The organism is Paenibacillus sp. 05T425, from assembly GCF_056396205.1.
On sequence record NZ_JBFTLA010000007.1, the window covers coordinates 272,135 to 290,787 of the forward strand.

16 protein-coding genes are annotated in these 18,653 nt (G+C 50.1%); 4 read left to right on the top strand and 12 right to left on the bottom strand.

What is annotated here, in order from left to right:
* Nucleotides 1-94 precede the first annotated feature (94 nt).
* From AC1DF0_RS18470 to AC1DF0_RS18485, 4 genes are all read right to left on the bottom strand, one after another.
* The gene (locus AC1DF0_RS18470; RefSeq protein ID WP_477574909.1) at nt 95-2,014 is read right to left on the bottom strand and encodes an FtsX-like permease family protein; all 1,920 of its coding nucleotides are present in this window, start codon (nt 2,012-2,014) and stop codon (nt 95-97) included.
* A complete protein-coding gene (locus AC1DF0_RS18475) occupies nt 1,989-2,759 on the bottom strand; it encodes an ABC transporter ATP-binding protein (protein WP_477574910.1) in 771 nt (256 codons plus the stop codon). Before AC1DF0_RS18475 ends, AC1DF0_RS18470 begins: the two co-directional genes overlap by 26 nt.
* A 274-nt stretch (nt 2,760-3,033) precedes the next feature.
* Nucleotides 3,034-4,032 (bottom strand): sensor histidine kinase, encoded by a 999-nt coding sequence (locus tag AC1DF0_RS18480; protein WP_477574911.1) that lies wholly within the window; start codon nt 4,030-4,032, stop codon nt 3,034-3,036.
* Nucleotides 4,029-4,736: a response regulator gene (locus tag AC1DF0_RS18485; RefSeq protein WP_477574912.1), complete on the bottom strand. Its 708-nt coding sequence runs from the start codon at nt 4,734-4,736 to the stop codon at nt 4,029-4,031. Before AC1DF0_RS18485 ends, AC1DF0_RS18480 begins: the two co-directional genes overlap by 4 nt.
* A gap of 205 nt (nt 4,737-4,941) precedes the next feature.
* Between AC1DF0_RS18485 and AC1DF0_RS18490 the strand changes: the two genes are divergently transcribed.
* Nucleotides 4,942-5,910 carry a hypothetical protein gene (locus AC1DF0_RS18490; protein ID WP_477574913.1) on the top strand — a complete coding sequence of 323 codons (969 nt, stop codon included), beginning with the start codon at nt 4,942-4,944 and terminating at the stop codon, nt 5,908-5,910.
* A 51-nt stretch (nt 5,911-5,961) separates the two neighbouring features.
* Here the strand turns inward: AC1DF0_RS18490 and AC1DF0_RS18495 are convergent, their stop codons facing one another.
* From AC1DF0_RS18495 to AC1DF0_RS18530, 8 genes are all read right to left on the bottom strand, one after another.
* The gene (locus tag AC1DF0_RS18495; protein ID WP_477574914.1) at nt 5,962-7,416 is read right to left on the bottom strand and encodes an ABC transporter substrate-binding protein; all 1,455 of its coding nucleotides are present in this window, start codon (nt 7,414-7,416) and stop codon (nt 5,962-5,964) included.
* A 118-nt stretch (nt 7,417-7,534) separates the two neighbouring features.
* Entirely contained in the window at nt 7,535-8,413 is an 879-nt protein-coding gene (locus AC1DF0_RS18500; RefSeq protein ID WP_477574915.1) for a carbohydrate ABC transporter permease, read from the bottom strand.
* A 2-nt stretch (nt 8,414-8,415) separates the two neighbouring features.
* The gene (locus tag AC1DF0_RS18505; protein ID WP_477574916.1) at nt 8,416-9,333 is read right to left on the bottom strand and encodes a carbohydrate ABC transporter permease; all 918 of its coding nucleotides are present in this window, start codon (nt 9,331-9,333) and stop codon (nt 8,416-8,418) included.
* A 129-nt stretch (nt 9,334-9,462) separates the two neighbouring features.
* Complete coding sequence (locus tag AC1DF0_RS18510; protein WP_442048088.1) at nt 9,463-10,803, bottom strand: response regulator transcription factor; 1,341 nt, start codon at nt 10,801-10,803, stop codon at nt 9,463-9,465.
* An 18-nt stretch (nt 10,804-10,821) separates the two neighbouring features.
* Nucleotides 10,822-12,636, bottom strand: coding sequence for a sensor histidine kinase (locus tag AC1DF0_RS18515; protein WP_477574917.1), 1,815 nt, complete (start codon nt 12,634-12,636; stop codon nt 10,822-10,824).
* Nucleotides 12,637-12,846: 210 nt separating this feature from the next.
* Entirely contained in the window at nt 12,847-13,284 is a 438-nt protein-coding gene (locus tag AC1DF0_RS18520) for a GNAT family N-acetyltransferase (protein ID WP_442048109.1), read from the bottom strand.
* Nucleotides 13,285-13,606: 322 nt separating this feature from the next.
* Nucleotides 13,607-14,767, bottom strand: coding sequence for a Gfo/Idh/MocA family protein (locus tag AC1DF0_RS18525; protein ID WP_477574962.1), 1,161 nt, complete (start codon nt 14,765-14,767; stop codon nt 13,607-13,609).
* A 14-nt stretch (nt 14,768-14,781) separates the two neighbouring features.
* The gene (locus AC1DF0_RS18530; protein ID WP_477574918.1) at nt 14,782-15,537 is read right to left on the bottom strand and encodes a sugar phosphate isomerase/epimerase family protein; all 756 of its coding nucleotides are present in this window, start codon (nt 15,535-15,537) and stop codon (nt 14,782-14,784) included.
* A gap of 157 nt (nt 15,538-15,694) precedes the next feature.
* Here AC1DF0_RS18530 and AC1DF0_RS18535 point away from each other — a divergent pair, with 157 nt between their 5' ends.
* The 3 genes from AC1DF0_RS18535 (at nt 15,695) to AC1DF0_RS18545 (ending at nt 18,646) form a co-directional block, all read left to right on the top strand.
* A complete protein-coding gene (locus tag AC1DF0_RS18535; protein ID WP_477574919.1) occupies nt 15,695-16,525 on the top strand; it encodes a helix-turn-helix domain-containing protein in 831 nt (276 codons plus the stop codon).
* Between the two features lie 102 nt (nt 16,526-16,627).
* The gene (locus AC1DF0_RS18540; protein WP_477574920.1) at nt 16,628-17,578 is read left to right on the top strand and encodes a phosphodiester glycosidase family protein; all 951 of its coding nucleotides are present in this window, start codon (nt 16,628-16,630) and stop codon (nt 17,576-17,578) included.
* 3 nt (nt 17,579-17,581) lie between these two features.
* Entirely contained in the window at nt 17,582-18,646 is a 1,065-nt protein-coding gene (locus AC1DF0_RS18545; protein WP_477574921.1) for a glycosyltransferase, read from the top strand.
* Nucleotides 18,647-18,653 lie beyond the last annotated feature (7 nt).

Here is an 18,653-nt window from a genome sequence, read left to right on the forward strand (position 1 = left end):
TAATCGTGTCATACGCAAAAAAACTCTCCATCACTCGCTGTTGAGCGAGCCGGAGAGCTGGAGACTTTTTGATTGAACCAATTAACGCTTACGCTTATGCCAGCTTCTGATACATATGATGCAAATATCGCCAGCGGATCATGAAGAAATAGACCAGCTGAATAAGGAAGAACGAGATGTAGATTTTGGTCGCGTTGCCTAGCATCGCATATTGAACGACGCCCTCCATGTTGATGAACGCCACTGCGCTATGGATAAGTCCCAGCAAGAAAGGCAGGAAGAACATAAGCACGAGCTGGCGTGTCACTAACCGCTTAAGCTCTTTGCGGCTAAGTCCTAACTTGCTTATCATCTGATACTGACGCTCATCCCGCTCCAGATCGGCATAAAGCCGGAAGTAGATGAAGCTGGCCGCGAATGTGAAGAAGACAACGCCGACGAGCACGCTGATAATGAACAGAATCGCATTCAACTGCTTGTCGTGATACCAGTCCATAACGAGCAAGTTATAATAGTATTCGCCGTTCTCGCTATGTGCCGGGATAAGCTCCTCCAAGCCTCGGCTTATACTTAGCGTATCCGACCAGTCTGGCACGACATAATAATAGACCGTCTCGCTGATGTTATTTTCTTGCTCGAACTGCGACTTTGGAATCGTATTGAACAGCTCGTCGGACACGATTAAGGTATCGCCGTATTCCGTTGAGATCAGTTCATTGAATCTGTTCTTAATGATCATATCAGATCTCGACCACTCTCTCACCGCCGTTAGCAGCCCTGCGTCGTCATAGCTTCGATTGCTGCGCGATGCAATTCCCGATGCGATGCTGACTTCCGTATTCGACAAGCTCTCCGGCTCATAACCAAGCAGCGTGGCAAGCTTGTTGAAGTCGCTAAGACGAATGACCATTCCGCCCGCGTCCGTATACCTGTGCATGACAGCAGCCTTCTCATAAGCGAATCCACCGCTCGATAACTTCTCGTCAAATGTCTTGATATGCTCCTGCTCCATCTTGTTATGGTTCAATGACCGGTACGTGATCGCGTATGGATTCATTTTCTCCGAGCGGACAGGATCGCCTACAGCTAGACAAACGCCGATGCCAGAGAACGCGACAGCCATGACCGTAGCGACCATAAAGAACATAATCGCGTTGTCCTTCATGCGGTACGTCAAATCCGATAAAGTTAGAAGATTAATCCGGCGAAAAAAGAACTTTTCCCGCTTCTTCATAGCCCGTATCGCATATACGCTGAGCTGCGTGAACATGAAATACGTACCGAGAATAACACTGCTGACTGCGGAGATAAGCAGCGTGAAGTAATACGCTTTGCCGAACACGAAATAGAACACCATGCCATAACCGCCCAAGATTAGGACGAGCGCCAGCAGAGAAAGCCACAGCGACGGCTTCGGTTCAGGCTTCGGCTTCTCGCCTTCCTTGATGAGATCCAGCACTTGATTGCGCTTGCCGATCCGCAGCGTCAGAAGCGAGACGAACAAGAAGAGCAGCGCGAACGCTCCCGCCGTCGTCCATATCGCTTCAATAGGGACATAGAAATTGAGCGTCTCCTCAAGCATCAGCATACGTGAGCTAATAAGTAAAATGAGCTTCGTGAAGAGCAATCCAATGACAATGCCGCATATAACGGAAGCCAGGCCGATAATCATATTTTCGATAAAAGTCAGCTTCTTGCGCTGTCTCTCCGACATGCCGAGTATGAGCAGGATGCCGAACTCGCGTTTCCGCACCTTGAGAAAGGCGCTTGTCGAATAGAGCAGGAACAGAAACGAGAATATAAAGATCAAATACTGCGATATTTTCAGTCCCATCCCGCCAAGGTAAGAAGCCGTCTCGCTGCTGGATGCAAGCTGCCCCTGAAAGTCAGGGTGATAGAGCAGCACCGCGTAGATGAAAAACACCATAACGGAGAAGGCGCTGCTCATGAAATGAGCGGCATACGTTCTTTTTTTGCGAAAAACGTTATTAAACGCGAATTGTCGAAAATTCATTCTCGTTCCCCCCAAGCAAAGCGAGCACGTTGATGATTTTTTGGTAGAAGGCCGGACGGTTGTCGCCGCAATGAATCTCGGTGTAGAACTGTCCATCCTTGATGAACATAACTCTATCGCAGTAGCTTGCGGCCATCGCGTCATGGGTCACGAGCATCGTCGTCGCGTTCTCCTCCTTGTTCAGTTGCGCCATCAGCTCCATTACATCCCGCGCCGACTTGKAATCGAGATTACCGGTCGGTTCGTCAGCCAGCAGCAGCTTCGGAGTGTGAATGAGCGCCCGCGCAATTGCCGTACGCTGTGCTTGACCGCCCGATATTTCATAAGTGCGTTTATCGAGGATACCGCTAATGCCCAGCTTCTCAGCCATATAGGCAACTCGCTTGTTCATCTCTTTCAGGTCTACACCGTCGAGTGTTAGCGGCAATACGATATTTTCCTTCACCGTTAGCGTGTCGAGCAGATTGAACGCTTGGAATACAAATCCAAGCTCCCGCCGGCGAAACTKGGAGAGCTTCTCGGAGGACAGCTCATAAGGATCTTGTCCGTTAATACGAACCTCGCCGGAGGTCGGACGGTCGATCGTGGACACCATATTCAGCAGCGTCGTTTTACCGCTGCCCGATGGGCCCATGATGCCGACGAACTCCCCCTTCTCAATCGTCAGATCAACGTTCGTCAATGCTTTATAAGCAACCTTGCCCGGATATATTTTATTTAAGCTTCGTACATGCAGCAGTTCCACTGGATGATCTCTCCTCACATTTTGTTGATAGGTTTAGTTTAGCCCAAAAAAGCCGCCGCTCCTATGAGCGCAGCTTTCATTTACCTAACAACTTTGTAAGATTGGCGAATGGGCCATTGGATATGCGCCGGGTGACGAGCCGTAAGTGCGCATATGTTCTTACAGCACATGAGTAACTCTGCCAAGCAGGCTGTAGGATCATATATGCGCTTACAGACTCGGATCGGTGTGAAAAGCCGGTCGACGGGGAGCTGTACGCGGTGCGCATATGCTTTTACAGACCTCCCACCCGGGCGGCATACGGGAATGTGATGCGTACGGTCGTTCCTTGGCCAACCTTTGATTTCAACTTGATATCGTGGTTCATCTTGTCCAGCACCAGCTTCACGATATAAAGGCCCATGCCTGTTGATTCCTTGAACCTACGGCCATTTTCTCCAGTGAAGAACGGCTGGAAGACGCGTGACAGATCAGATGCGGGAATGCCCGCTCCCTGATCGATAACCTCCAATATAACCGACCGATCGTCTGTCGTTGCCGACACGGTCACCTTCTGCTTCGTGCCCGCCGAGTAATTAATCGCGTTGGCAATCAACTGCTGCAGGATGAACCGCAGCCATTTGCCGTCGGATTCCACGCGAAGGGATTCATCAATCTGAATCTCGGGATAAACGAAGCTGCGGATGAATAGCCGTTTATTTTCCAAAATGACATCGTTCACGAGCTCCCTAAGCGATAACGTCTCCACCTGAAAGTCCTGCTCGAACGTCTCCAGCCTCGCCATATACAGTACCATCTCAAGTCCCTTGCGAATACGATCCGTTTCCTCGGACATGCTGACATCCCGCGGCTCGTCGCTATCCTGCAGCAGCAGCTCCAGCACCGAGAGCGGCGTCTTCATCTGATGTACCCATTGATTCATGAACGTAATCTGATTTTGCCACTTGCGCTCATCCTCTAAAATCTGCTTCTGATAATGACGGTATTGCGTATGCAGCAGCTCTCCAAGAGCCGCTTGCAGCGGGGCGGATTCCAACGTTTGAATCGATTCCTCGATTCGAACCTGCTTGCTCGACAGCACCTCATAGAACCGCCGATGACTTGCATACCGGTAAACCAAATACACAGCTAAGAAGAAAAAACCAAGCAAATACGCATACAGCGCAACCTTCCAATTCCGATAACCTTCCAAATAAAAGACCACGGTCACCGCCGCCATCTGTAGCAGAACGACACCAACCAAAGGCCATTGCTCACGGAGGAACAGCTTCATAGCTGTCTCCCCTCGCTCCAAGTGTCGCTTAACCGATAGCCTGTGCCGCGAACCGTTTCCAGCGAGCCCTCAATGCCAAGCTCAGCCAGCTTCTTGCGCACTCGCGTAATGTTAACACTGAGCGCGTTATCATCCACATACGTATAATCATCCCATAGCTTCTCCAAAATGATCTCTCTGCTGACCAGTCGCTCGAACCTGCTTAGCAGCGTCTCTACAAGCACCGTCTCCTTCTTCGTCAATGCAGCGGTCTTGTCCCCCAGTCTGAGCTCCATTCGCTCCGGGTAAAGCGTCAATCCTGCCCGTTCAACGAGCCGTTCAGCCGAAGATGCTGCATAATCGCCGTAGACTCGCCGCAGCTGGCTGCGTATCTTGGCCATGACGACCTCATAATGAAAAGGCTTCGTCATATAGTCGTCGCCGCCGTTCTCGATTGCCCGTACTTGATCCATCTCGCCGCTTCGGGCGGAGATGAAGATGATCGGGCAAGTCGATACAGTACGAATCTGCCTGCACCAATAGAAGCCGTCGAAGCTAGGCAAATTAATGTCCATCAACACCACATGCGGCTTGATCTGCTGGAACTGATCCAGTATATGTTGGAAGCCGCTGGCGATAACGGCTTCATTGCCGTACTTCTCGATATGTGCGCGCAGCAGCTCGGCTATCTTCGCGTCATCCTCTATGATCATGATCGTGTACATGCTCCGCCTCCACTAGACCTTTGATATACAACAATTATACACCGATGACACTCACGGATAAAATTGAATATCCATAACCCTTTGCAGCGGCAGGGCTAGTGTCTCGCAAGGCGTGCTAGAAGACAAAAGATAGTGTATATCCTAGAACCTCTCAAGCTCGAGAAGGATACATATATAGGAGTACGAACCACTAGGAGGAACGCATATGACGAAAGTCTATATCAAACGTCCATCCGTCTCCATTCAAGGCAGATACGTCATTGATCCGAGGCAGATGACCCCGGTCCATCACCATCATCATCACCACCATCATCATGAAAACCACGCAGCTATTGCGCCTGTTCACAAGCCGGTGAAACACAAAAAAATAAAAATCGTTAAAGTGCCTAAAAAACGTTACTACAGTCCTCCAGGCGCGCCCCTGCTATTACTGGAGGGTCAATGCGTGCCTGTAAGACACTGTTGCGATCATGAAAAACAACATGATGAGCATAAGCACAAACATGAACACAAGCATGAACACAAACATGAACACAAGCATAAGCACGATGAAAAACCTAATCCGCATCATGACAAAAAACTGAAAAAAGCTAAAAAAGTTAAACTCGTGAAACGGGCTAAAGCTATAAAAAAATGGAAGAAGATACATGTTGTTAAGAAGGTACATGTTATTAAAAAAGAACATGTTGTTAAGAAGATAGTTGTCGTCAAGCCTATCAAATGCGTTAAAAAACCAAAAGCTCTAAGAGGCCTAAGAGGCTACAATGGAGCGCAAGGCTTACGCGGACTTACAGGACCGATCGGTGCTACTGGAGCTACCGGCGCTGAAGGGATTATAGGGCCAATCGGACCTCAAGGCGTTCCAGGCATCCAAGGGCCAGTCGGACCAACAGGCGACCCAGGACCTGAAGGACCACAGGGCATCCAAGGCATTCAAGGTCCTCCTGGGCCAGCATTCATTGGCGACTTTTCCGAACTGACAGCCTTATTGGAAGCGTATTTGCTGGAAGGCACTACGGTCACTGTCATGACTGCCGGACAACCGACAGGCTTCACTGGCACGGTATCGAGTATTCAAGATACCCTAGTCACTTTTATCACTGGTTCGTCTACGCTCATGACCATTCCGCTGAATCAAATTACGAACATCGAAATCGACGAGCCAGCGGATTAAGCACAAGCAAGAAGCCCGACCCTCCATACGGAGAATCGGGCTTCTGCCTTCCTATTCGACTTTGATTGGATCGTAGAATTTCTCTTGTACCAGCTTAGCAGAGTTGTCGAGCAGCTTCTGCAGGTCTGCGCCTTTTTTGGAGAATACTTCTTGCAATACGTTCGTTACTTCGCCGTAGTAATCTTGCGTATTGTATTGTGCTTCTGCTTTACCGTCAAGCAAGCTGTCGGATTCAGCAGCGTATTTGTATACATTGTCGTATTTGTCGAAGATCGCTTTTGCCTTTTGACCGTATTCGGAATCGCTGCCGAAGTAGTTCAATTGCGGCGGAATGAAGAATTTGCCTTCTTCTTGACGTTTCTTAATATCGTTTTCAAGCGACTCCAGACCTTTGTCTGTGAAGTAATCGAACGTTACATAACGGAATGCGATTTCTTGCTCGTCTTTCGAAGCATTCGGGTTAATAACAAGGTAGTCGCCGCCAAGAACGCCTGTATGCTTGCCGTTCGCATCTGCTTTCGGCATTGGGAATGTCAATACGTCCGCCGGCTGCATGCCGCCTTGGTTAAGCGCTTGCTCCAGTACGCCTTCAGCACCTGCAATTACCATTGCCGTACGGCCTTGTGCGAATGCGCCTACTGCATCGCCCCAGCCAAGTGCCCAGTCTTGCGGAATTGCGTTAGCTTCCCATCTCAGCTTGTTGTAGAACTCAAGAGCTTTGACGCCAGCAGCCGAGTTGAAGGCTGCCGTTACTTTGCCGTCGCCAACCGTTTGGATCTCGCCGCCTGCTTCGAACAAGAAATTCGTCCAGTTCCAGCCAGCTTCCGTGCCTCTGCCCATTGGTGCGATACCGGCAATACCTTTGCCAGGGTCGGCAACCGCTTTAGCCGTGTTGTACATATCGTCCCAAGTCCAGTCATAGCCAGGTACTGCTACGCCTTTGTCGTCAAGCATCTTCTTGTTGACAACCGTCGTCGTCACATAACCTTTTTGGGAGATGCCGTATACTTTGCCGTCGATGTTGAATTGCGATTGAAGGATCGGGTTGATTTGATCTTTGTATTCGTAGTTATCCCACAGCTCCGTAATATCGGCAGCCCAGCCGCGTTCAACAAGGAACTTCGCTTCTGTTGCCCAAGTGTTGAATACGGTCGGCGCTTCGTTCGAAGCCATTTTTACGCCGATTTCCGTCGGGTTGTAGTGCCAGTCGCTTTTTACGATTTCAACGTTCGGGTATTCTTTGATGAAACGCGCGATTTTATCGTCTTCCGCTTTGCGGTTCTCGACTTGGTCAGGCAATGGATAATAAATGCTGATCGTTACTTTTTTGTCCTTGATATCTTCCTTAGGCGGTTCCGTCTCTTCCGAGCCTTGGTTGCTCGGTTTATCCGTTGCCGCTGGCGGTGTTGTTTCCTCCGTCTTATTGTTTCCGTTGCCGCTGCACGCTGCGACGATCGACATCAGCAGGACGAGACAAACCATGACTACGACATTTTTCTTTAGCATCGTTATACCCCTTCTCATTCGGATTTGTTTTTACATTCTCATCATAACGAAGGCGTTTTCATGCGACGAGGTGTATTTTTATGTCGATCATGTGCAGGTTTACGATTCGTAGAACCTGCTATCCTTTCACGCCGCCGAGCTGTAATCCGCGCATAATGTACTTTTKGAACATCAGGAAAACAACGATTGGAGGCAGCATGACCATCGTTAGAATCGCGAACCGAATGTTCAGGTCAAGCCTGCGAGCCTGAATAACATACTTATAGATTGCCGTTGCAAGCGGATACGTATCATCGCTTTGCATGACGAGCGAAGGCCAGAACCACTCGTTCCATGCGCTCGAGAATACGAAGATCGCCAGCGTCGAGAAGATCGGAACCGATAGTGGGAGCGCGATCCGCGTGAACGAGCCCCACTCCGATGCGCCATCGATCCGCGCAGCTTCGAACATTTCATGATGGATGTCATCGAAGAAGTTTTTCAGCAACAATAAGAAAAATGCGCTTGCGCCCGCAGGCAGCCAGAATGCCCAATAGGAGTTAAGCAGCCCGAGATCCCGCAAATTAAGGAAGTTCGGAATGATGTACGTGCTAGGTGGGATGAACAGCGTAATCATGAAGAAGAAGTAAATCCCCTTCTGATACGGAACGTTCAGCTTCGACAAGCTGAATGCCGCAAGACCAAGCACAACGACCGTCACGATCATGTTGCCGACGAAGATCGCAACCGTGTTGCCTAGAAACTGCGTTAGATCGATATAGTTCCAGCCAGTCTTATAGTTGTCAAAATGCCATTCCACCGGCAGGAAGCGCGGCGGGAAGGAGTTAACCTCCGTATTCGCCTTAAGTCCGTTGAACAACGTTGACAGAATCGGATAGACCATGGAAGCGACCATGATCAGTATAAGGAGGACGATTAATGCCAAACCTGCTATATTGGATTTTTTCTTATAGTCGTAATCGGATAAGATACCGCGCTCTATCGTCTTGGCCTTCATGGTTAGTTCCCTCCCTTGTTGTTCAGCCTGAATTGAAGCAGTGCCAGACCGCCAAGCACAAGGAACATCAGAACGCCAAGCGCAGAAGCTACACCGTAATCCAATCGTGTGGTGGCATACTTAATAATGAGCAGAGCATACGTTAGCGTTGCTTTGTTCGGTCCGCCGTCCAGCAAGGCAAGCTGCGACTGGAACCCTTGCGATGTGCTGATCAGTTGCATCAACAGCAGCAGCATCAACAGCCCTCTTATGGAAGGAAGCGTAATATGCCATATTCTACGGAATATGCCCGCGCCATCGATCTCCGCAGCTTCATACCAATCCTTCGGAATGCTGAGCATGGCTGCCAAATAGATAAGCATGGCAGACCCGAATTGCTGCCACGATTCCATGAAGACGATCGAGATCATCGACCATGATTTATCGGATAGGAAAGCGATTTGATTGGTGCCAAGTCCAGTCAATGCACCGTTAATCGGTCCGACCGGATCGTAGAACCAGCGCCATAGCCCGTACAATACAACCGCCGGGAGCACGTTAGGCAAATAAGCGGCGATACGTACAATCCCTTGGAAGCGGCGCATCTCGGATATAATAATGGCAAATACGATCGGAACCCAGAAGCCCATAACAAGACCGAGGAACATGTAATACAGCGAGTTTTTGATCGCAATCCATACGTCGGCGTCCTTGAACACCGTTTTATAGTTATCGAATCCTACAAACTCATTCCCTTTGACGAAGTCGATGTGGTAAAAGCTATAAAATAACCCTTTCGATATCGGCACCCACAAAAACAGTAAAAAAATGATGGCGGCAGGCACTAAAAACAAATAACCCGGAATATGTTTTTTCCACCTGCCCGGCTTGCGCAAGGCATTGACGCCCGGCGATTCGCTCATTGCGACTTGTTGTTTCATCAGCGTTCCCTCTTTTCTTTTCTATCGCTCTATACCATTTTAGAAGGATAGACGCTCGCTGATAATGTGCATATCTAAGGCAATGATGTTCATTTTTACTCGTTGTGCGCGGAGCGATATCGAGTCGTTCTAATCGCTTGACTGCTTCTTCATCTCGCTCGGACTCATGCCAAAGTACTTTTTGAATATTTTGCTGAAATGCTCCGGCGACTCGTACCCGACCCGCTCCGATATTTCATACCTGCGAAGATCGGTTTGCAGCATGAGCCGGCGGCTTTCTTCCATCCGCAGCTTGATGACATACTCCCATAGGTTATATCCCGTATCCTTCTTGAACAGATAGCTCAAGTAGTTCGGACTGACGTGATTTTTCTGAGCGACCTCGTGCAGGGTTAGACCCTTTTGGTTAAAAAATTGATCGATGTACGCCTTCGACTTCTCGACGATCAAGCTGTTCTGCGCGCTTAGATCCTCCTCTGTCGGATCTTGCGTATACGTGCTCCAGTTGAAATCGCCGTAGTAGAACACATAATGATCGCGATGCTCGCGATTCCACAGAATCGCCTTGCGCGCCTGTTCGTCCAAGATACTTAAGAACTCGATGCCTCGCAATATTTGGCTAATCCCAATGACGCAATGCAGGCTCAAATATTTGTGGATATTATAATGAAGGCTGCGCCCGATCATATCGAGCTGATTGATCTTATTGACGGAGGACTCGCTGAACTCGCTCTCGTCCCATTGAATGAGAATGCTGATCTCCTGATTGGGCGAATAGAACGCCAAGTAGTTCCATTCCTTCTCGAGCAGTTCTCCTGCAATGTTGAGCGCCGCATACTGCAAAAGCTGTGCGTCGCTCGCAGGGATCGCGCGTTCCTTTGCCGACGTGAAGTTAAGCTTCAGCTTAATGACCGCAAAGTACGGCCCTTCGACTCGAGTTCCGAACCGCTCATAGAGCAGCTTTGCCGCCTCTGCGGCATTGCTCTGCGGAGGGGCAAGCAGCCGATTATACAGCTCGGTCCGCTGCGGAAGCGGCTCATCCATACGGAAGTGCTCCTGCATTTTCGAGAGGAATTGATCCTCCGCGGCTGCCGGTTTATCCATCTTGAGCAGCACATTCCGAACCGAATCAAGAAACTGCTCATTGTTAAGCGGCTTAATCATATAATCCTTCGCGCCAAGGCGAATGGCCATCTGTGCGTATTGGAACGTCTCGTATGCGGATATAATAATCGTCTGTACCCAAGGTTTAATGAGCTTCGCTTGATGCATTAGCTCGATACCGTTCATAGAACCCATCTGAATATCGGTTACGAGCAAGTCTATTTCTTCAATGCGCAAATAATCGAGCGCCTCATAGCCGCTGTGGGCAATATACACATTAGCTAGACTGATACCCGAAGTAGATAGCAGGTTGCTCAGCCCATCACAAATCAACGGCTCGTCGTCTACGATCAATATATTGTACATCCCTGCTGCCTCCCTATCCTATACCTCGTGAATCTGTTGTTCCTCTGTAATCATAGGCAATACGATCATCGCCGCCGTGCCGCCCTTCTCTCTTTCTTTATAGCTTAGCCCGTATTGGTAGCCGAAATGCAGCTGTATGCGTTGCTGAATGTTTCGTATGCCATAGCCCGACGTATGATCCGGCTTATCCTCGTTAAGGATGCGCTCAAGCGCCGCATAGTCGACCGTCTTATGACCGTTGTCCTCTACCTTGATCGTTACTCGCTCTCCCTCGATCATCGCCGAAATCCGAATTTCGCCATCCTCGCCCATGTTCTTGACGGCATGGATCATCGCATTCTCGATCAGCGGCTGCAGCGTAATCTTCGGAATTAACACCTGGCGCGCGGCGTCCGGAATAATCCAGTTCACTTCGAATTCATATTTATATCGCTTCTGCTGCAAGCTCACATACGCCGATGCATGCTCCAGCTCTTCCTCCAGCGTGATCAGCTCCCGGCCGCGGCTGAGGCTGATCTTCATCAGCTTGGATAGCTCCTTGATCATATCCGCGGATTCCGTCTTGCCCTCGAGCGAGCTTTTCCAATAAATGCTTTCCAGCGTATTGTAGAGCAAATGCGGATTAATCTGCTGGTACAGCAGCTGCAATTGCGACTCCTTCTGCTTCAGGTCCATATGGTACTTATAATGAATAAGCACGTTAAGCCTTCTGGCCATATCGTAAAGCGCGCCAACGAGTACGCCGACCTCGTCGTTTCGTCCTTTGAACGGCGTCTCCGGCACAAGCTTGCCCGGCTCATAGGTGCGCACGAACTGGGCCAGCCGCTGCAACGGCGTCATTAACGAACGCCAAAAATAAATCATAACGATACAGCCAAGAAGCAAGTAAACAACCGATATCAATTGGATAACGCGTTTCAGCTCGTTCTGCTGTTTAAGCAGCGACTCCACCGGAATCTGATAAATAAGCTTCGTCTGCGTGCCTCGGTCATAGTTGATCACGTAGATCGAATCTTCCGTAATGAGGTCAAGATTGCCTTGCGAATTGACGCCATCGGGAATCGAAGCATCAGCTGGAAGGGACAGAATCGTATCAATCAGATGAGGTTCGGTTGCGCTCATGACGCGATCGTTCCAATCGGTAAAATAAATATGGCCATCCGGCAGCGATACGGATCGCAGCGATTCCCCGATCTTTTTATCCATTTGCGTCGCGACAAGAATGCCTATGGTATCGTTTGCAATATTCACGCTGTTGACGGCTCGAATATACGCATACGTCTTCACCCTAGACAAGCCGATATTCGTGTCGATCATCGTCATATAGCCGCCGCTGTTCCGTTTCACCGCATCGTCGAACCATTCGGGCTTGGTCTTATCATTGAAGAAATATACGCCGGTCTGATTAAACTGCTGCTTCGGAGCGAAGAAATAATAATCGTTCGGATCGTACACGTACAACGAATAATAAACCGCTTCCCCTCCGTTTAATGGAATCGAGTTGTTGGAAAGCAGCTTGTCGACGCTGTCGAACTTTCTTACCCGTTCGATGACGGCATCGTGCTCGCTCGGAATAAGCTTTTGCACAACGGGGTTTTGGATCATCGTCGTCGTTATTTTGCTTACGGTATCGATGTCACGGTTAATAAGCGTGTAATTCTGCTTAATGAGCTCAACGTACGCATTCGTCACATGATTTTTGAGCAGATGCTCCGTCTTCATGTTGCCGTACCAATGGAGCAGATAGATCGGGCTTACCATTACGAGGAACAATAGGATAAGCTGCTGCTTGACGTTAAGCTTTGTCATAGGATTGATAAGGCCCGTTCTCATGCTGGCACCTCCGACTAATAATTGTACTATAGCAAAAAAAGCTTTCCATAAGTGTGGCTATTTCTATGCTCTTCATGAGCGTTATTACGATATGGCCTGCTTTATTATTCGTCTTTCCCCAGCCAAAAACCTGTAGATGGCCACATCTGCGCAAAAAAAGAGACCGAGTGCCAAGGCGGTCAGCCTTGCACCCAAGTCTCTTCCTCGCAATTACAGTTCCTTCACCATTAGCACATGGGGAATGCCTTCCTCCATGAATACATCGGATGCTGTGCGGTAACCAAGCTTCAAGTAGAAGCCTTCCGCCTCCGTCTGCCCGTGCAGCTTCGCCTTGGATGCGCCATCCCGCTTCGCCAACTGCTCCAGCTTGTCCATTATGACCTTGCCAACGCCGTACTTCCGATAGGCGGCCCGAACGCATATGCGTTGAAGCTTCGCTGTCTTCGTCTCCTCATCGACCCGGACACGCCCAGTGCCTACCGGCTTCTCGTCGTAATAAACGAGCGCATGGCTTGTCTTTCCGTCCAATACATCGTATTCGTCGATCTCCACTTCCGCGGCTACGCCCTGCTCTTTCACAAACACATCCATGCGTATGTCAAAAGCAAGCTTCAGCTGCTCTTGATTCGTTATCTCGACCGCTTGCATCATTGTTTGTTCCATCCTTCCGCTCGCTCTGAGGCTGCCTGATTTATGGTTCATTATTTATTAAACCATGATATCAGCCACTGTCTCAAGTAAGCCTCCCAAGTCGAGCACACTCCACGCATTAACGGCATTTCGTCGAACTAATTTTGTTTGCCATGCCGACATACCGCATATAGTGACAATTTATCGAACTAAATTGTCGGTTTGCTCACCTTGCGCCAAAAACGCCCCATTAGTTTCCCGAAATCAAACTAATGAGGCGTTTCCCCACCAAAAGAGCGATTTAGTTTCCTAAAACGACACTATCACGCACCCGGACTAGCTAGCTTCCGAAGCTGCCGCTCGTATCGAACAGCTGCGCCTCCACCGTCTTGAACTTGGAAGCCGCTGCCCGCTTGTTAAGTTCCGCCAAGTAAGCCTCCTCGTCGATCGGGAGCTCGACCGTCTGCTCCAGCCAGCTGGACAGGTGCATCGCGTTCGACAGAGTCAGGCTGTGAATGCCTTCCTCGCCGCCCGCAACAAGCGGCGAGCCGTGCAATACCGCCTTCGCGAAAGCGGACAGAACGCCCATATGCTGGCTGTTGTCCCCATGCGTCTCGACGACGGACACTTCGACGCTCGGACGCGCGAAGCCTTCTTTCGTCTCGAAGCAGAATTCCCGCTCGCTCTGGCTGAGCTTATGAAGCGTCAACTTATCGTTCTCGCAGATCAGTTTGCCCCGCTCGAGCGTAATCTCGAACCGATTCGTTCCCGGCAGATCGGCGGTCGTCGTAATGAATACGCCTGTCGCTCCGTTCGGGAATTCCAAGTATGCCGTCACATCGTCCTCGACCTCGATGTTATGCCACTTGCCGTTATGGCAGAACGCCCGTACCTTGCTTGGCATGCCGCAGATCCATTGGAGCAGGTCGATATTATGCGGACATTGGTTGATAAGTACGCCTCCGCCCTCGCCCGCCCATGTCGCGCGCCAGCTGCCGGAATCATAATATGCCTGCGACCGGTACCAGTCCGTTATGATCCAGTTGACCCGCTTGATCGCGCCTAGCTCGCCGCTATGCACAAGCTCATGCATTTTGCGGTATACCGGGTTCGTTCGTTGATTGAACATCATGCCGAATACGACATCGCTCTCCTGCGCCTTCTCGTTCATTTCACGGACCTGCTTCGTATATACGCCAGCCGGTTTTTCAACCATAACATGGAGTCCATGCTCGAAAGCCTGGATAGCGAGCGTTGGGTGATCGTAATGCGGCGTAGCGACGATAACGGCATCGCACAAGCCGCTGTTCATCAGAGCCTCCGGCCCGTCAAACATCGCTACCGTATCCGGCAAATACGCTCTGGCTGCTTCAAGACGCTTCTCGTCCTTGTCCGCCACGGCGGTCAATACGATTTCCTGCACTGCGCCTCCCGTCAGTTTCTTCGCATGATCCGTCCCCATATTGCCCATTCCGATAATACCTAATCGCATGCTGCTCATCACCTATTCTCCTCCTATCGATAGCCTAGCGCGGCTAGATTATTGTAGCTSGTCTGCAAGCATTCGAACGGACTTCCTTGGCAGGTGTCCTGCTCCACGAGCAAATATTTCGCATTCGTCTTCTCAAGCGCTTTCATAATTGCCGGGAAGTTCATATTGCCTTCCATAACCGGCGCCATTAATTGTTCCATGCCTCTTACTGCCATATCCTTCAGATGCACGCAGTGAAGGCGATCCTGCAACCGTTCGATCCACTCGCATACGTCAGCGCCTGCTGCCTGCACCCAATACGTGTCGAGCGTAATGCCCATTTCCTCCGGGGACAGGTCTTCGATCAGCCTTTCGATCATGCGTCGGCCGTCGATCTTCTCGAATTCGAAATTATGATTATGATACATGAACAGTTTGCCTGCTTGTGCGATTGTGCCGGCGGCTTTGCGCACGTCTTTGGCGAAATAATCGTACCAGTCCATCGTACGGTATTTCTCCGGCATGCCTCCGATGCCGATGTAATCGCAGCCAAGAATGTCATGCTCTTCGATGACTTTGTCGGTTTCGTTCACGATCCGGTCGAAGCCCGTATGCGTGAGCGCAATCTTCAGCGACAGTTCATCGCAAATCGCCCTAAGTGTCTGCGGTTCAATCTTCCCCATAGCGGATACTTGAATCGATTTGTACCCCATATCTGCAATCTTCTTAAGCGATCGTCTTATATCTTCCTCCGTCTGGATGAACGATCTAACCGTATACAGATGCGCGCCCAAAATCATAAGTCCCGTCTCCTCCTTGACCTTATCTCCAATTGTTCCTACACCATTAATTATAGATAACAGGTCTGGAATCGCCATTGTGAATATCGATAATAACATTGCAAATATAGCGATTATCTCCTACACTTGAGGGGAATATCGATCAGGGGGTAAGAGTATGCAGCACGTGAATATTCATACGGATTCGATCATTCTCCACCATACGGTTGGACATGGCAATACGGAACAGTACGCCCTGCATTGCCATAACTTCTATGAAGTGTTCTACTTCGTCGCCGGCGACGTGAGCTATCTCGTGGATGGCAAACGCTACGACCCCGAGCCGCACAGCATCCTGCTCATTGCCCCCCATGTGTTTCATGGCGTCAAGATCGAAAGCGATGCGCCATACGAGCGCATATCGCTTCATTTTGTTGCCGGATTTCTGCCGCGCGAGTACCAATCCGTCCTCTTGTCTCCCTTTCATACCGAAGGCGGCTCAAGTAACATTTACTTCGCGCAAGGCGTGAAGGACGAGCTGTTCTCCTTCTTCAAGCAGCTCATGGATTGCCGCGATTTCGAAGCTGATATTCGCGAGCTGTCGCTCCGCATTCGGCTAGAAGCGCTGCTATCGCAAATATTGCAAATGAGCCATTCGCTTAAGAGCCATACGGAAGCTTCCGCCTCTTCTACTACCGTTTCCCGCGTCATTCAATATTTGAACGATCACATCGCCGAACCGATTACGCTCGATGAGCTCTCTGCCCATTTTTTCATAAGCAAACATCACCTGAACAAAGTTTTTCGCCAGGCAACCGGCACCACTGTGCTTAATTACGTCATCCACAAACGGGTCGTGATGGCCCAAAATCTCATGCTGCAAGGCCAATCCGCTAATAGCGCCGCGGCCTCGGCCGGCTTCGGCGATTACTCCTCCTTCTACCGCGCCTATAAGAAAATATTCCGGCATGCGCCTTCGATCAAGCAAGCCCCTATGCTTCTCCATTAAGTCAGCTTCTTTCCCCTTGGCGATTCCTTTAACCCTTAAGGTTCGTTTAAGCTGCCTGATTTATCGTTAGGAAACCCTAACAAACAGGAAGTGATAACAGCCATGAACTCATCCCGAAAATCAAGAAAAAAGCTATACGCCATTATCATTACCACAGCAGTAGTCGTTATCGGCGGCATCCTGTACGCCCTCGCTGACCGTTACTTAATCGAAAAGGTCGAGGTCGTCGTGGAAACGCCGCAAAGCGTCGATACCGACGATAGCAGCGCCACTCAAGAGCCTGCCGCAGAGCAAGCCGAATACGACGATTGGAATTACGAGAGCGATGAAATCAGCATTAGCATCGATCAGGTTCAGACGGGCTCCGGCGAGGACATGATTACGTATTTCGTAGCCGATGTACAGCTGTCGGGTGACGCGACCCTAAGCTCGGCTTTTGCCAAAAACAGCTTCGGCCGCAACGTGATCGATTACACCTCCAGCATCGCTGAAGACAATAACGCCCTCTTCGCGATTAACGGCGATTATTACGGCTTCCGCGGCGACGGCGTTATTATCCGGGGCGGGACGGTGTATCGGGACGAGCCGGTTCGTATCGGACTTGGCTTATTCGCGGACGGTACGATCAGCAGCTTTGACGAGACGGAAGTTTCCTCATCCAGCCTGCTCGCGGACGGCGTCGTCGACACGCTGTCATTCGGCCCCGCCTTAATCCAAAACGGGGAGATCGCGGATGACCTAGGCAGCGTAAAGATCGATACGAACTTCGGCAATCGCTCCATCCAAGGCGCTAACCCGCGAACCGGCATTGGAATGATCTCAGCTAATCATTATGTGTTCGTCGTCGTCGACGGTCGTAAGTCGAATTACAGCAGAGGCATGACGTTGGATGAATTCGCTGAGGTGTTCGCCGATCTTGGCGCAACCGAAGCTTATAATTTGGACGGCGGCGGCTCGTCTACGATGTATTTCATGGGCAGAGTCGTCAACAATCCGCAAGGCAAAAACAAAGAACGCGGAGTGAGCGATATTTTATATATCGCGGAAAGGTAGGTGATGGAGATGGTTATCCTTATTCCTTCCTACGAGCCGGATGTTAGACTGATCAAGCTGATCGAGGATCTGCAGATTTCCATTCCTGGCATGCCAATCGTTGTCGTCGATGACGGCAGCGGCGAGTCTTACAGCGAATGGTTCAAGCAAGTTGTTCAAATGGGCTGCATGCTGCTGACGCATAAAACCAATCTGGGCAAAGGCCGCGCGCTCAAGACAGGCTTCAATTATATAAGAAGCCATATGGATACCGATGGCGTCGTCTGCGCAGACAGCGACGGTCAGCATTTGCCTTCCGATATTAAGCGGATCGCCGAAGCTGTCCTCGAACATCCAGGCCGGATTGTCATGGGCGGCCGCCGGTTTACGGGCAATGTGCCTCTGCGCAGCCGCTTCGGCAATACAATGACGCGCAAGATGTACGCTTTCTCTACGGGAGTGAAGCTGTATGATACGCAGACCGGCCTTCGCGGCTATCCATCCGCCTTGCTGGACTGGCTGTGCAACCTTAACGGGGAAAGGTTCGAGTATGAGATGAACATGCTGCTTGAGGCGCCTGGAGCAGGCTACGCGTTCCATGAAATTCCGATCGACACCGTTTATTTGGACGAAAATAAATCGAGTCATTTTCATCCGATCAAAGATTCCGTTCGTGTTTATAAGCCGATCATCACCTTCATCGCGTCGTCGCTCTCTTCATTCGCCGTTGATTTTGTCCTGCTTCTCGTCTTGCAGCTGTTAAGCGGCCATCTCTTATTTGCCGTCATAGGCGCGAGAATTGGCAGCTCGATCGTCAATTACTCCCTCAATCGAAAATTCGTATTTCGCAAGGGCAGCCGGAAAACTTCGGCAGCAGCATCGACCACGGCATCGGCATCGTCATCGTCCTCCGTCACAAAGTCGCTGCCGAAATATTACGCGTTAGTAATCGTCGTTCTACTATTGAATTACGCCGTCCTGCATTTTCTCAATATTAATTTAGGCGTCCCATTACTGGCGGCTAAGCTCGCGACGGAAGCGGTTCTGTTCCTGTTCAGCTACTGGTCGCAGCGTAAATTCGTCTACTAGAACCCGT

Coding starts and splice junctions, on each gene's coding strand:
- AC1DF0_RS18470 (WP_477574909.1), bottom strand. CDS start 2,014: ATGAATTTTCGACAATTCGCGTTTAATAACGTTTTTCGCAAAAAAAGA.
- AC1DF0_RS18480 (WP_477574911.1), bottom strand. CDS start 4,032: ATGAAGCTGTTCCTCCGTGAGCAATGGCCTTTGGTTGGTGTCGTTCTG.
- AC1DF0_RS18485 (WP_477574912.1), bottom strand. CDS start 4,736: ATGTACACGATCATGATCATAGAGGATGACGCGAAGATAGCCGAGCTG.
- AC1DF0_RS18490 (WP_477574913.1), top strand. CDS start 4,942: ATGACGAAAGTCTATATCAAACGTCCATCCGTCTCCATTCAAGGCAGA.
- AC1DF0_RS18495 (WP_477574914.1), bottom strand. CDS start 7,416: ATGCTAAAGAAAAATGTCGTAGTCATGGTTTGTCTCGTCCTGCTGATG.
- AC1DF0_RS18505 (WP_477574916.1), bottom strand. CDS start 9,333: ATGAAACAACAAGTCGCAATGAGCGAATCGCCGGGCGTCAATGCCTTG.
- AC1DF0_RS18510 (WP_442048088.1), bottom strand. CDS start 10,803: ATGTACAATATATTGATCGTAGACGACGAGCCGTTGATTTGTGATGGG.
- AC1DF0_RS18515 (WP_477574917.1), bottom strand. CDS start 12,636: ATGAGAACGGGCCTTATCAATCCTATGACAAAGCTTAACGTCAAGCAG.
- AC1DF0_RS18520 (WP_442048109.1), bottom strand. CDS start 13,284: ATGCAAGCGGTCGAGATAACGAATCAAGAGCAGCTGAAGCTTGCTTTT.
- AC1DF0_RS18525 (WP_477574962.1), bottom strand. CDS start 14,767: ATGAGCAGCATGCGATTAGGTATTATCGGAATGGGCAATATGGGGACG.
- AC1DF0_RS18535 (WP_477574919.1), top strand. CDS start 15,695: ATGCAGCACGTGAATATTCATACGGATTCGATCATTCTCCACCATACG.
- AC1DF0_RS18540 (WP_477574920.1), top strand. CDS start 16,628: ATGAACTCATCCCGAAAATCAAGAAAAAAGCTATACGCCATTATCATT.
- AC1DF0_RS18545 (WP_477574921.1), top strand. CDS start 17,582: ATGGAGATGGTTATCCTTATTCCTTCCTACGAGCCGGATGTTAGACTG.